Genomic DNA, 12,067 nt, shown 5'->3' with positions numbered 1-12,067 from the left:
GGACATCCCTCCCACCTTTCGGAGTTGTTCCATGACGCTGCTCACCACCTGGGCCGAGTCCGGCCCCGAGACCCTCGTGCGCCGTACCGCCGACCCCGTCGAGATCGCCGCCGCGCTCGCCCCGATCGGTGTGCGCTTCGAGCAGTGGCCGATCCGCGAGGACGTCCCGGCCGACGCCGACAGCGACACCGTCTTCGCCGCCTACGGCCCGGAGATCGACAAGCTCAACGCCGAAGAGGGCTTCACCACCGTCGACGTCCTCGGCCTGCACCCCAGCGACGACCCGGAGTACCCGGCGAAGGCGGCGGGCGCCCGCGCGAAGTTCCTCCAGGAGCACACGCACGACGACGATGACGAGGTCCGCTTCTTCGTCTCCGGCTCGGGCATCTTCTACCTGCACGTCAACGGCGAAGTGAACGCCGTCTACTGCGAGAAGGGCGACCTCATCGGCGTCCCGCGCGGCACCACCCACTGGTTCGACATGGGCACCGAGCCGGCCTTCACCGCGATCCGCTTCTTCCACGAGGAGGACGGCTGGATCGGCAACTTCACCGGCTCGACCATCGCCTCGCGCTTCCCCGACTACGACACGATCCACGCAGGCTTCCAGCAGGACAAGGCCGCCGCGTGACCTTGCAGTTCGCCGTGGACGCCGTGGTGCTCGACATCGAGGGCACCACGAGCGCCACGGGTTTCGTCGTCGACGTGCTCTACCCGTACTCCCGCTCGCGCTTCGCCGCGCTGCTCGCCGAGCGGAGCGAGGATCCGGCGGTGGCCCGGGCGGTCGCGCAGGTGCGCGAGCTGACGGGCGAGCCGGACGCCGACGCCGTACAGATCGAGAAAACGCTCAACACCTGGTTGGACGAGGACCGCAAGGCCACGCCCCTCAAGACCCTCCAGGGCATCATCTGGTCCGAGGGCTTCGCCCGCGGCGACCTCGTCTCACACTTCTACGACGACGTCGTACCGGCCCTGCGCGCCTGGCACACGGCGGGCCTGCGGCTGTACGTCTACTCGTCCGGCTCGGTGGCCGCACAGCGCGCGTGGTTCACGTCCAGCCCGGAGGGCGACCTCCTGCCGCTGGTCTCCGGTCTCTACGACACGGAGAACGCCGGCCCCAAGCAGGACCCGGCGTCCTACCGCCGTATCGCGGACGCGACCGGCGTCGAGCCGTCCCGGCTGCTCTTCCTCTCCGACCGCCCCGGCGAGCTGGACGCGGCCGTGGCCGCGGGCTGGCACGCGGTGGGCGTACGGCGGCCGGGCGAACCGTATTTCGAGCAAGGCGTCGGCGACCACGCGCAGGCGGGGACGTTCGACGAGATCGGCATCACCAGTTCAAGGAGCACCACGTGACCACCGAGATCAGTGACCTCGACCTGAAGGAGGCGGGGGCTCAACTCGCCGCCGAGTCCGCCCGGTTCGCCTCGTTCGGCTGGATGAGGGGGACCTCCGGGAACTTGTCTGTCGTCGTGGGCCGGGATCCCCTGCGGCTGGCTGTGACGGCTAGCGGGCATGACAAGGGTGAACTGACGCCTGACGATGTGGTGTTGGTGGATGCCGATGGTGCGGCTGTCCGGGGTGGTAAGCCGTCTGCTGAGGCTGAACTGCATGCGCGTGTTGCCGCGTTGACCGGTGCGGGGGCTGTCGTCCATGTGCACACCGTGGCGTCCGTTGCCATGGGACGGCGGGAGCCGGGTGGGATCGTGTTCACGGACGTCGAGATGCTCAAGGGTGTTGGTCAGCCTGCGCATGATGTCGAGGTGACGCTGCCTGTTATCGCCAACAGCCAGGATATGAAGGTGCTGGGCGATCGTTTGGAGGCGGCTCGGGATCCTCGGATGCCGGCGGTGGTTGTGGCTGGGCACGGGTTGTACGTGTGGGGTGCTGATGCGCGGCAGGCTCGGCATCACACCGAAGTAGTTGAGTGGTTGCTGGAGTTGGAGCTGAGCACTCCGCGGGAAGCGTCGTAGTCAAAGCGCGGGCCGGTGGGGGCTGGTCGCGCAGTTCCCCGCGCCCCTTAAAAAACAGGGGCGCGGGAGCTTGCCTAGTTCAAGTGGTCGGCCGGGAGTTCGCCTGCCGACACCTCCAACACACCCCGTTCCGTGACCAGTCCGGTCACCAAGCGGCCCGGGGTTACGTCGAAGGCGGGGTTGTGGCCGCGCGACTCGGCGGGAGCCGTCCGCACTCCCGACCACTCCAACACCTCGGCCTCGCTGCGGAGTTCGATGTGGATCTCGTCGCCGGTCTTGGTGGAGAGGTCGACCGTGGTTGTCGGGGCCGCCACCAGGAACGGGATGCCGGCGTCGGCGCAGGCGAGGGCGACGCCGACCGTGCCTACCTTGTTAGCGGTGTCGCCGTTTGCCGCGATGCGGTCCGCGCCGACGATGGCCGCGTCGACCTCGCCGCGCAGAATCGTTCCTGCGGCGGCGCCGTCGACCTGGACGTAGTGTGGGATGCCCTCTTGGACCAACTCCCAGGCGGTCAGGCGTGATCCCTGGAGCAGGGGGCGTGTCTCGTCGGCGTAGACGACCTCCACCAGCCCGCGCGCGTGCAGTTCGCGGATGACGCCGAGCGCGGTGCCCCAGCCGGCGGTCGCCAGCGCGCCCGTGTTGCAGTGCGTCAGGAGCCTCAACGGCCGCTCCACGCCCACCTGCTGGAGCCTTTCGAGCAGCCAGTCCGCGCCGAACGCGCCCATCGCGCGGTTGGCCGCGACGTCCTCGCGCTGAACCGCGGCGGCCTCCTCCAGCACCGCGTCGATACCCTCGTCGAAGCGGGTCATGACCCGGTCCACGCACACCATGAGGTTGACCGCGGTGGGGCGGGCCTCGCGGACGCGGGCGACGGCCGCGCGGGTCTCGGCCTCGGTCCAGCCCTTGCGTTCGCCCTCGATGAGCGCGATCGCGACGCCGTACGCGCCCGCCGCTCCGATCGCGGGTGCGCCGCGCACCACGAGGCGCTGGATCGCGTCGACCAGAGTGTCCACATCGTGGACATCCACCGTCTCGTTGCGATGCGGGAGCAGGGTCTGGTCTATGAGCGCGAGACCGGTTCCGGTCCAGTCGACCGCGCGCAATTCCTGGGACATAACGGGACACTCCTGCTGTTCCGATGGTGTCGGTCACCGTACATGACCTGGAAGAACCACAGTTCGAGACAGTCGAGCGGGTGTCTCAAAACGAATGTTAAAGTCCAGCACCCGCAGCCCGAGGCCGAGACGAAGGAGGGCGTGTGCTGCTGACCATGCGCCGTTTCCTCGATCACGGCCGCTGCGCGAGCGACTGCTGTCGACGCTGACCTGTCCCTCTCGCGTCCACCCCTCGTCTCATCCCGTCTCACCATCTGGTCGCACGCGCTCCCTCCGGAGCGCGCCTTGCCGTACCCCGGAAGGTCCCCATGCTCCGCAGATCACGTCGCACCCTGCAGCTCGTCGCCGCCACCACGCTCATGGTCACCGCCGCCACCGCCTGCAACGCCGCCGCGAAGACCGACGCCTCGGACAGCGCGAGCGGCGGCAGCGGCAAGTCGTTCACGCTGGTCACACCGGACGCCGTGGGGCAGAACGAGTTCCTGAAGCTCGCCGTCACCGGGGTGAAGGCCGCGGCGAAGACGCACGACGGCACGGAGAAGGTCTACGAGTCGACGGACACCGCGTCCCAGCAGCAGAACGTCCAGGCCGCCGTGGACGCGAGCCCGAACGTGATCGTGCTGGTCGGCTTCGAGTTCGCCGACATCGTCGCGCAGCAGGCGAAGGCGCACCCCAAGCAGCAGTTCCTGATGATCGACGCGTGCACGACGAAGACGTATCAGAACGTCACCTGCGCGGTCTTCCGCGAGCACGAGGGTGTCTATCTCGCGGGCGCCGAGGCCGGGTTGCTCAGCAAGAGCGGCAAGGTCGGCGCGGTGGACGTGCTCGACACTCCCCAATTCCGGCGCTACAGCGACCCGTTCGCGGCCGGTGCCAAGAAGGTCGCCGCGAAGACGTCCGCGTCGACGCGTTTCGTCGGCGGCCAGTCCCCGTTCGACGACTCGGCGCGCGCCAAGGAGCAGGCCAACTCCCTTCTCTCCAAGGGCACGGACCAGATCATGGCGGCGGCCGCGGCCGGCAACTACGGCGTCTTCGAGGCCGCGAAGGCCAAGGGCGCGTTCGCGTACGGCGTCGACGTCAACCAGTGCGTCTCCTCCCCCGGCACGGTCGTCGACAACGTGATCAAGAAGACGGACGTCGCCGTGGAGAAGGGCGTCGAGCAGGTCCTCGCGGGCAAGACCGGCACCTCCGTGTCGTACGGCCTGAAGGAGGGCGGCATCAGCCTCACCGGTCTTGAGGCGGGCGTCGACTCGTCGAAGTGCGTGATCGCCCTGCACAAGGACGTCCTCACGAAGGTCGAGGCGCTGCGCGACCAGATCGTCTCCGGAAAGCTCAAGGTCGATGACCCGGCCGCCAGTTGACCCAGCGGTCGAGCTCCGGGGAATCACCAAACGGTTCTCCGGCACGCTCGCCAACGACTCCGTCGACCTGACCGTCGGGCGCGGCGAGATCCACGCCCTCATGGGCGAGAACGGCGCCGGCAAGTCCACCCTCATGTCGGTCCTCTACGGCATGGAGCGCGCCGACGCCGGGTCCATCCGGATCGACGGGCGCGAGGTGACCTTCGGCGATCCGAGCGCGGCCATGGCCGCCGGGCTCGGCATGGTCCACCAGAGCTTCAAGCTGTTCGACTCGCTGACGGTCGCCGAGAACGTCGTCTACGCCGCCAAGCCGCGCCGTTTCGGCCTGGTGGACCGGACCGCGGCCCGCCGCCGGGTGCGGGAGCTGGCGGAGGAGCACGGGCTCGCCGTGGATCCGGACGCCCGGGTCGGCGACCTGCCGGTCGGGCTGCGGCAGCGCGTGGAGATCCTGAAGCTGCTGCATCGCGGTGCCCGCACGCTGATCCTGGACGAGCCGACCGCCGTGCTCACCCCGGCCGAGGCGGACGCCCTGTTCGCGGTCCTCAAGTCGCTGGCCGCGCAGGGTCGTACGGTGATCCTTGTCACCCACAAGCTGCGCGAGGTCCTCGAAGGCAGCGACAACGTGACCGTGCTGCGGGACGGCCGGGTGGTCGCCCGCCTGGTCACCGGGGACACCTCCGCCGACGAGATCGCGGCCGCGATGACCGGCCGCGCGGTCGACCTGGACCGTGTGCACGCGCCCGGGACACCCGGTGACGTGGTCCTGGACGTGAGAGACCTCACCACGGACGCCGTCCACGATGTGGGACTCACCGTCCGCGCCGGGGAGATCGTCGGCATCGCGGGCGTCGCCGGCAACGGCCAGAGCGAGCTGATCGAAGCCCTGGCCGGGCTACGGCCAGTCGCGTCCGGACAGGTCAGCCTCAAGGGGCGGGACATCACCCACGCCTCGGCCACCGAGCGCCGAGCCCAGGGCCTCGCCTACGTCCCCGAGGACCGGCACGCGGTCGGTACGGCACCGGCGGCCTCCGTCGCGGACAACCTCGCGATGGGCCACCACCGAACGTCCTTGTCCAGCAAGGGACTTCTGCCGCCCGCGGCCGTACGCGCCCACGCCGGGCGGCTGATCGGGCGCTTCGGCATCAAGGCGGCCACCCCCGAGGTGCCCGCCTCCGCGCTGTCCGGCGGCAATCTGCAGAAGCTGCTGATCGGCCGCGAACTCGCCCACGACGCACCGCTGTTGCTCGTCGAGCAGCCCACGCGCGGGGTCGACATCGGCGCCATCCAGAACATCCACGACCAGATCGTCGCCTACCGCGACGCCGGTCACGCCGTCCTCCTCGTCTCCGCCGAACTGAGCGAGATCCGGGGCCTCGCGGACCGGGTCCTGGTCATGTACGAGGGCCGGGTCACGGCGACGTACACGAAGGACGAGGCGGAAGAACGGGCACTGGGACTCGCCATGGCGGGCGGAGCCGTAGCGCCGACGGAGGCCGTCGACTGACATGACGCACACTCAGATACCGCGCATATCAGGGGTGTTGCGCTCCCCCATCACCTTCTCCGTGCTCGCGGGCCTGGTCATCGGCGCCCTGTTCCTCGTCGGCACCGGCGCGGACCCGTTCACGGCGTACGGCGCCGTCCTCACCGGCTCGCTCGGTGCGGACGGCATCGGCTCCACGCTGAGCACCGGCACCAGCGTGCTCGGCATGGCGCTCGCGCTGGCGATCCCGCTGCGCGCCGGGCTGATCAACCTCGGCGGCGACGGACAGATGGTCCTCGGCGGCATCACGGCGGCCGTGACCGGTCTGTACTCACCGCTGCCCGCGCCGCTCACCGTCGTCCTGGCACTGCTCGCGGGCATGGCAGCGGGCGCCGCATACGCTGCCCTGGCCGCCCTGTGCGAGAACCGTCTCGGCGTTCCACTCCTGGTCAGCAGCCTGCTGCTGAGCTACCCGGCGGTCTCGCTCGCCTCCTACCTGGCGCGCTATCCGCTCAAGGAACCCGGCTCCAGCCTCCCGCAGACCGGGACGATGCCGGACGGCGTGGCGCTGCCCGCGTTCGGCGACTCGACGGTCAGCATCGGGCTCATCCTCGTCGTCCTCGCGGCGGCCGCCTACTTGTTCACCGACAGGCGCACGGCGTTCGGCTACGAGATCCGCATGACCGGTCTCAACTCCCGCTTCGCCGCCTACGCGGGTGTCGAACGCCGGGGCCTCACCCTCAAGTTGATGTCCGTCTCCGGCGCACTGGCCGGACTCGTGGGCGCCATCGGGGTGTTGAGCTTCCCGTACCGCTTCGTCGACGGCTCGCTCACCGCACCCGGCTACACCTGGACGGGACTTACGGCCGCCCTGCTCGCCGCGGCGGCCCCGCTCGGCACGGTCGTCGCCTCGTTCTTCTTCGCCGTCCTCGCGGTCGGCGGACTGGCGATGGAGCGGACGACCGAGGTGCCGCGCGAACTGACACAGGTGCTGCAGGCCATCGTGATCGTGTTCCTGGCGGCCCGACTGCGCTTCCCCGGCGGGTGGTTCAGGAGACGTGCCCAGGAAGACCCGCACGAAAGCTCTCGGGAAGCCTCTCCGGAAACCTCTCAGGAAATCGGGGCCGTGTGATGTTCTTCGACTCCGATCTGCTGATGTCGGCGCTGCGCGCGCTGACCCCGATCCTGCTGGCCGCGCTCGGCGGTGCCCTGTGCGAGCGTGCGGGCGTCTTCAACATCGGCCTCGAAGGCATGATGCTGATGGGCTGCTTCACCTCGGTGGCCACGAGCTGGTTCACCGGCAGTGCCTGGCTCGGCGTCCTGGCGGCGGCGCTCGCGGCGGCCGCGTATTCGTTGATCCTCGCCGTCGGCGCGGTAACTCTGCGCGGAGACGCGGTCGTTCTCGGAATCGCCATGAATCTCCTGGCAGTTGGCCTGACCAGCTTCCTGCTGCGTACGGTCTTCGGTGTGCAGGGCACTTTCGACGATCCGTCACTCGCCGGGCTGCCGTTGGTCGGTGGCTTCACCCCGCTCGCGTATCTGGCGTTCGTCGCGGTCGCGGTGGCCGCGCTGATGCTGTCCCGGCATGTGTGGGGGCTGCGGCTGCGCGGGGTCGGCGAGGCGCCGGACGCGGCGGCCACGCTCGGGGTGAATCCGGCGAAGTACAAGTACGCGGCCGTGCTGATCTCGGGGGTCCTGTGCGGGCTCGCGGGGGCCCAACTCGCGCTCGGCAACGTCACGTTGTTCTCCGAGAACATGACGGCGGGCCGGGGCTGGATCGCGGTCGTCGCGGTGATGCTCGGCCGCGCGGCACCCGTCGGTGTGCTGCTCGCCGCGCTGCTCTTCGGTCTCGCCGAGGCCGCCGGCTTCCGCCTCCAGGGCGTCGGCCTGCCCCAACAGGCCACCGACGCCGCGCCGTACGTCGTGACGCTCGTCGCCCTCTTCCTCTCGACGGCCCGCCGCCGTCGCCGTACCGCCAACTCCCCTTCCGGAGCCACCACATGACGCAGGACCTGCTGCCCATCACCCGCATACCGCGCACCGGACTTCCCGCGCACGCGGTCGTCGTCGGCGACCCGGCGCGCGCCGCCGCCGTCGCCGAGCTGCTCGACGGTGCCGAGGAGGTGTCGTACCACCGCGAATACCGTGTGTTCAGCGGGAGTTGGAAGGGCCTGCCGGTCACCGTCGCCTCGCACGGGGTGGGCGGACCGGGCGCGATCCTGCTGTTCCAGGAACTGGCGGACGCGGGGGTCCGCACCTTCCTGCGCTTCGGCACGGCGGGCGCGATGAAGCCCGGCATCGGCGACGGCGACCTCGTCATCGCGGAGGCGGCCGTACGGGACGACGGTGTCACCCAGCAGTTGCTGCCCCCGGAGTATCCGGCGGTCGCCGCCCCCGAGGCCGTCTTCGCCCTCCAGCGCGCGGCCCGCGAGGCCGACGCCCCGCACCACCGCGGCATCGTCTGGACCCGCGCGGCCTTCCAGCCCGGCCTCCTCCCCCTCTTCTCCTACGACGGCGCCGGGCTCGCGGCGATCGAGATGGAGCTGTCGGCGCTGCTGGTGACGGCCTCGCTGCGCGGTCTTGTCGCGGGCGGGGTGCTGGTCATCGACGGCGCCAACGCCGACGAACTGGTCGACGCGGAGACCACCGGCGGGTACGACCCGCACCGGGAGGTCGTCGCGGCGGGCGTCGAGCGGGGCGCGGTCGTCTCGCTGGAGGCGCTCCGACTGCTCGCGGAGGCCGAGGAGTTGGCGGCGTGAGCACCTTGAGCATCGACCTGTTGGTGCACGGCGGTGACGTCCTCACCGTGGACGAGGCCGGAACGGTCGTACGGGACGGGGCAGTTGCCGTCCACGAGGGTGAGATCGTCGCCGTAGGACCGGCCGAGGAGCTGACAACCCGGTTCACAGCGGCGGAGTCCATTGACGCCTCGGGCTGCCTTGTTCTGCCCGGGCTGATCAACACGCACACGCATCTCGCGATGACGCTGCTGCGCGGCCGGGCCGACGACGTCACTCTGCAGGGCTTCCTGGAGCGGGTGTTGAAGTGGGAGGCCGAGCTGCTGACGCCGAAGAACGTGGCGGCGGCGGTGCGGCTCGCGGTGGCCGAGAGCGTGCGGGCCGGGGTGACGTCGGCGCTCGACATGTACTGGTTCCACGAGGCGGCCGAGCAGGCGGCCCGTGAGGCGGGCTGGCGACTGCACACCGGCCCCACCTTCATGGACGTACCGGAACCGCCGGACCGTATCGCCTATGAGGACCGACTCGACTGGGCGCGGCGGGACTTGGCGGCCCGGGGTGAGGCACGCCCCGGCCTGCGCCCGGTCCTGTTCGCGCACTCGACCTACACCCTCGCCCCCGACCAGCTCGTCGAAATCGCCGCCCTGGCACGGGAGTTCGGGGCGCTGCTGCACATCCACGCGGCGGAGAACCCGACCGAGGTCGCGACCGTCGAGGTCAAGTACGGGAAGCGGCCTGTGGAGTTGCTCGACTCGCTGGGGCTGCTCGGTCCCGATCTGCTGCTCGCGCACGCCGTGGACCTGACCGGCCCGGAGATCGCGGCGCTGGCCCGCACGGGCACGTCGGTCGCCCACTGTCCGGTGTCCAATCTGAAGTTGGGCTGCGGAATCGCGCCGGTGCCACGGCTGTTGAGCGCGGGCGTCACCGTCGGCCTGGGCACGGACGGCGCCGTCAGCTCCAACACGCTGGACGTGCTGGGCGCCGTACGGCAGGCGGCTCTCGTCCACAAGGCGGGCGGCGACCCCACGGCGGTCGGCGCCGAACAGGCCGTACGGATGGCGACGATCGAGGGCGCGCGGGCGCTGGGCCTGGCGGATCACCTGGGTTCGCTGGAGGTCGGCAAGCGGGCCGATCTCGTCGTGCTCGAACTGGACGCTCCGCATCTGCGGCCGCTGCACGACCCGTGGTCGACGCTCGCGTACGCCGCGCACGGGGCGGACGTACGGGACACGGTCGTCGACGGACGGGTCCTGATGCGGAACCGGACACTGGGCACGCTGGACGAGGAAGCCGTGCTCGCGGAACTCGAAGCACTTGTCTGAGCTGTGGATTTCCCTCCCGTTCAGCCCACTGAACCCCCATAATGCACGTGATACATCGGATGTCTGAGCAACAGGGAGGCCGGCCATGGCAGTCACCGATGAGGCGATCGAGAAAATCAAGGGAATGATCGTCTCCGGCGCGCTGCGTCCCGGGGACCGGCTGCCCAAGGAGAGCGAACTCGCCGCCGAACTGGGCCTGTCCCGCAACTCCCTGCGGGAGGCCGTGCGCGCCCTGTCGCTGATCCGCATCCTGGACGTGCGGCAGGGCGACGGCACGTACGTCACGAGCCTCGATCCCCAACTCCTGCTGGAGGCGCTGAGTTTCGTCGTCGACTTCCACCGCGACGACACAGTCCTCGAATTCCTGGCCGTACGGCGGATTCTCGAGCCGGCGGCCACGGGGATGGCGGCGCTGCGGATCAGCGAGCAGCAACTGGACGCGCTCTCCGCCCAGTTGGACGCACTCGGCGGTGCCCCTTCGGTGGAGGAACTGGTCGCGTGCGACCTGGAGTTCCACCGGGGCATCGTGCAGAGCTCCGGCAACTCGGTGCTCTGCTCGCTCCTCGACGGTCTGTCCGGCCCCACCACGCGGGCCCGGATCTGGCGCGGGCTGACGCAGGAGGACGCGGTCAGCCGGACGCTGCACGAGCACCGGGCGATCCTGGGCGCGCTGCGCGACCGGGACGCGGAGGCGGCGCGGTCGTGGGCGACGGTGCACATCGCGAGTGTGGAGCAGTGGCTGCGTTCGACCCTGTGATCGAGTGATGCGCCCCGTTGATCCATCGGAGGAGTGACCGGCCGGGGCGGGTCCGCACCGGATGGCGATCTTGTGTGTCCGACGGTCCCGGACGGGGCAGGCATGGGTTCACTCCCCCGTGCAAGGGGGCTGCGGGCGCCCCCGTCGGACGCCGTAAGGTTGGGGCGTAGGCGAGGGCAGATCGGAAGGAGGCGCTGGGTGATCGAGCTGGAGGGGGTTCCCGAGCTGATCGACCCAGTGATGGTGGCCGCGTTCGAGGGCTGGAACGACGCCGGCGACGCCGCCTCCACCGCGGTCGCGCACTTGGACAGAGAGTGGAAGGGCGAGGTGTTCGCGGCGCTCGACGCCGAGGACTACTACGACTTCCAGGTCAACCGGCCCACGGTGTGGATGGACGCCGGCGTGCGAAAGATCACATGGCCGACAACGCGCCTCTCGGTGGTCCGGGTCGGCGGCGAGAAGCCGCGCGATCTCGTGCTCGTCCGAGGTATCGAACCGTCGATGCGCTGGCGTTCGTTCTGCAACGAACTGCTGGGCTTCGCGCACGAGTTGGGCGTGGAGCTGGTGGTGATCCTGGGCGCGCTGCTCGGTGACACCCCGCACACGCGTCCGGTGCCGATCAGCGGCACCACGTCGGACTCGGACCTGGCGCAGCGGATGGACCTGGAGGAGACCAAGTACGAGGGTCCCACCGGGATCGTCGGCATCCTCCAGGAGGCGTGCACGCACGCGGGCGTACCGGCCGTGTCGCTGTGGGCGGCGGTGCCGCACTACGTGTCGCAGCCGCCCAACCCGAAGGCCACCCTGGCACTGCTCAACCGCCTGGAGGACCTGATCGACGTGCGCATCCCGCTGGGCGAGCTGCCCGAGGACGCGCGCGCCTGGCAGGTCGGCGTGGACCAGCTGGCCGCCGAGGACAGCGAGGTCGCCGAGTACGTGCAGACGCTGGAGGAGGCCCGCGACACCGCGGAGCTGCCGGAGGCGTCGGGGGAGGCGATCGCGCGTGAGTTCGAACGCTATCTGCGGAGGCGGGACGGCGGTGGCAACCCGACGCCCGGTGGTCACGCCACGGCGGACGGCAGCGACAGCGCGACGTATCTCCGCGACAACCCCGGTGGCCGTACGAAGCCGCAGAGACCGGCGAAGCCGGACACGGAGCCGGAGGCCGACGCGGACGACGAGGACTCCTCCGAGGAGTGAGTCCGCCGTTCAACAGCGCACAGAACAGGGGCGGGGGGGGCCCCGCCCCGGGGCGCCCCCCCCCTGAGGGTGGAGGGTGGGTTTGAGGGGGCGCCCCCAATGCGGGGGCGGGCCGGGGGGC

12 protein-coding genes are annotated in these 12,067 nt (G+C 70.3%); 11 read left to right on the top strand and 1 reads right to left on the bottom strand.

Annotated elements, in window-relative coordinates; all coding sequences use genetic code 11:
- Nucleotides 1-31 precede the first annotated feature (31 nt).
- Genes ACGFY9_RS33340 through mtnB form a run of 3 tightly spaced genes read left to right on the top strand, consistent with a single transcriptional unit; the run spans nt 32 to nt 1,970 of the window.
- Nucleotides 32-631 carry an acireductone dioxygenase gene (locus ACGFY9_RS33340; protein WP_393760358.1) on the top strand — a complete coding sequence of 200 codons (600 nt, stop codon included), beginning with the start codon at nt 32-34 and terminating at the stop codon, nt 629-631.
- Nucleotides 628-1,353 carry an acireductone synthase gene (gene mtnC / locus ACGFY9_RS33335; RefSeq protein WP_393760356.1) on the top strand — a complete coding sequence of 242 codons (726 nt, stop codon included), beginning with the start codon at nt 628-630 and terminating at the stop codon, nt 1,351-1,353. The genes ACGFY9_RS33340 and mtnC overlap by 4 nt, the downstream gene beginning before the upstream one ends.
- Nucleotides 1,350-1,970: a methylthioribulose 1-phosphate dehydratase gene (mtnB, locus tag ACGFY9_RS33330; protein ID WP_393760354.1), complete on the top strand. Its 621-nt coding sequence runs from the start codon at nt 1,350-1,352 to the stop codon at nt 1,968-1,970. Before mtnC ends, mtnB begins: the two co-directional genes overlap by 4 nt.
- Nucleotides 1,971-2,044: 74 nt before the next feature.
- Here mtnB and mtnA read toward each other — a convergent pair whose 3' ends face one another.
- Nucleotides 2,045-3,085: an S-methyl-5-thioribose-1-phosphate isomerase gene (gene mtnA / locus ACGFY9_RS33325; protein WP_393760352.1), complete on the bottom strand. Its 1,041-nt coding sequence runs from the start codon at nt 3,083-3,085 to the stop codon at nt 2,045-2,047.
- 308 nt (nt 3,086-3,393) lie between these two features.
- Here mtnA and ACGFY9_RS33320 point away from each other — a divergent pair, with 308 nt between their 5' ends.
- The 8 genes from ACGFY9_RS33320 to ACGFY9_RS33285 all read left to right on the top strand — a co-directional run bounded on the left by ACGFY9_RS33320 (nt 3,394) and on the right by ACGFY9_RS33285 (nt 11,946).
- On the top strand, nt 3,394-4,446 hold the full coding sequence (locus ACGFY9_RS33320; protein ID WP_393760351.1) for a BMP family ABC transporter substrate-binding protein: 1,053 nt from the start codon (nt 3,394-3,396) through the stop codon (nt 4,444-4,446).
- Entirely contained in the window at nt 4,427-5,950 is a 1,524-nt protein-coding gene (locus tag ACGFY9_RS33315; RefSeq protein WP_393760349.1) for an ABC transporter ATP-binding protein, read from the top strand. Before ACGFY9_RS33320 ends, ACGFY9_RS33315 begins: the two co-directional genes overlap by 20 nt.
- Before the next feature lies 1 nt (nt 5,951).
- Entirely contained in the window at nt 5,952-7,061 is a 1,110-nt protein-coding gene (locus ACGFY9_RS33310) for an ABC transporter permease (RefSeq protein WP_393760347.1), read from the top strand.
- Nucleotides 7,061-7,933, top strand: a complete 873-nt coding sequence (locus ACGFY9_RS33305; protein ID WP_393760345.1) for an ABC transporter permease — start codon at nt 7,061-7,063, stop codon at nt 7,931-7,933. Before ACGFY9_RS33310 ends, ACGFY9_RS33305 begins: the two co-directional genes overlap by 1 nt.
- Nucleotides 7,930-8,688: a nucleoside phosphorylase gene (locus ACGFY9_RS33300; RefSeq protein WP_393760343.1), complete on the top strand. Its 759-nt coding sequence runs from the start codon at nt 7,930-7,932 to the stop codon at nt 8,686-8,688. The genes ACGFY9_RS33305 and ACGFY9_RS33300 overlap by 4 nt, the downstream gene beginning before the upstream one ends.
- Before the next feature lie 5 nt (nt 8,689-8,693).
- Entirely contained in the window at nt 8,694-9,989 is a 1,296-nt protein-coding gene (locus tag ACGFY9_RS33295; protein ID WP_393760499.1) for an amidohydrolase, read from the top strand.
- Between the two features lie 85 nt (nt 9,990-10,074).
- Complete coding sequence (locus ACGFY9_RS33290) at nt 10,075-10,746, top strand: FadR/GntR family transcriptional regulator (RefSeq protein ID WP_033283704.1); 672 nt, start codon at nt 10,075-10,077, stop codon at nt 10,744-10,746.
- A gap of 198 nt (nt 10,747-10,944) precedes the next feature.
- Nucleotides 10,945-11,946 carry a PAC2 family protein gene (locus ACGFY9_RS33285; RefSeq protein WP_366495654.1) on the top strand — a complete coding sequence of 334 codons (1,002 nt, stop codon included), beginning with the start codon at nt 10,945-10,947 and terminating at the stop codon, nt 11,944-11,946.
- Nucleotides 11,947-12,067 lie beyond the last annotated feature (121 nt).

The organism is Streptomyces sp. NPDC048504 (genome assembly GCF_043200035.1).
Taxonomy (GTDB): domain Bacteria; phylum Actinomycetota; class Actinomycetes; order Streptomycetales; family Streptomycetaceae; genus Streptomyces.
Note: the sequence above shows the minus strand (reverse complement) of the source record. Positions and strands in the feature narration are given on the sequence as shown.

Coding starts and splice junctions, on each gene's coding strand:
- ACGFY9_RS33340 (WP_393760358.1), top strand. CDS start 32: ATGACGCTGCTCACCACCTGGGCCGAGTCCGGCCCCGAGACCCTCGTG.
- mtnA (WP_393760352.1), bottom strand. CDS start 3,085: ATGTCCCAGGAATTGCGCGCGGTCGACTGGACCGGAACCGGTCTCGCG.
- ACGFY9_RS33320 (WP_393760351.1), top strand. CDS start 3,394: ATGCTCCGCAGATCACGTCGCACCCTGCAGCTCGTCGCCGCCACCACG.
- ACGFY9_RS33315 (WP_393760349.1), top strand. CDS start 4,427: ATGACCCGGCCGCCAGTTGACCCAGCGGTCGAGCTCCGGGGAATCACC.
- ACGFY9_RS33310 (WP_393760347.1), top strand. CDS start 5,952: ATGACGCACACTCAGATACCGCGCATATCAGGGGTGTTGCGCTCCCCC.
- ACGFY9_RS33305 (WP_393760345.1), top strand. CDS start 7,061: ATGTTCTTCGACTCCGATCTGCTGATGTCGGCGCTGCGCGCGCTGACC.
- ACGFY9_RS33300 (WP_393760343.1), top strand. CDS start 7,930: ATGACGCAGGACCTGCTGCCCATCACCCGCATACCGCGCACCGGACTT.
- ACGFY9_RS33290 (WP_033283704.1), top strand. CDS start 10,075: ATGGCAGTCACCGATGAGGCGATCGAGAAAATCAAGGGAATGATCGTC.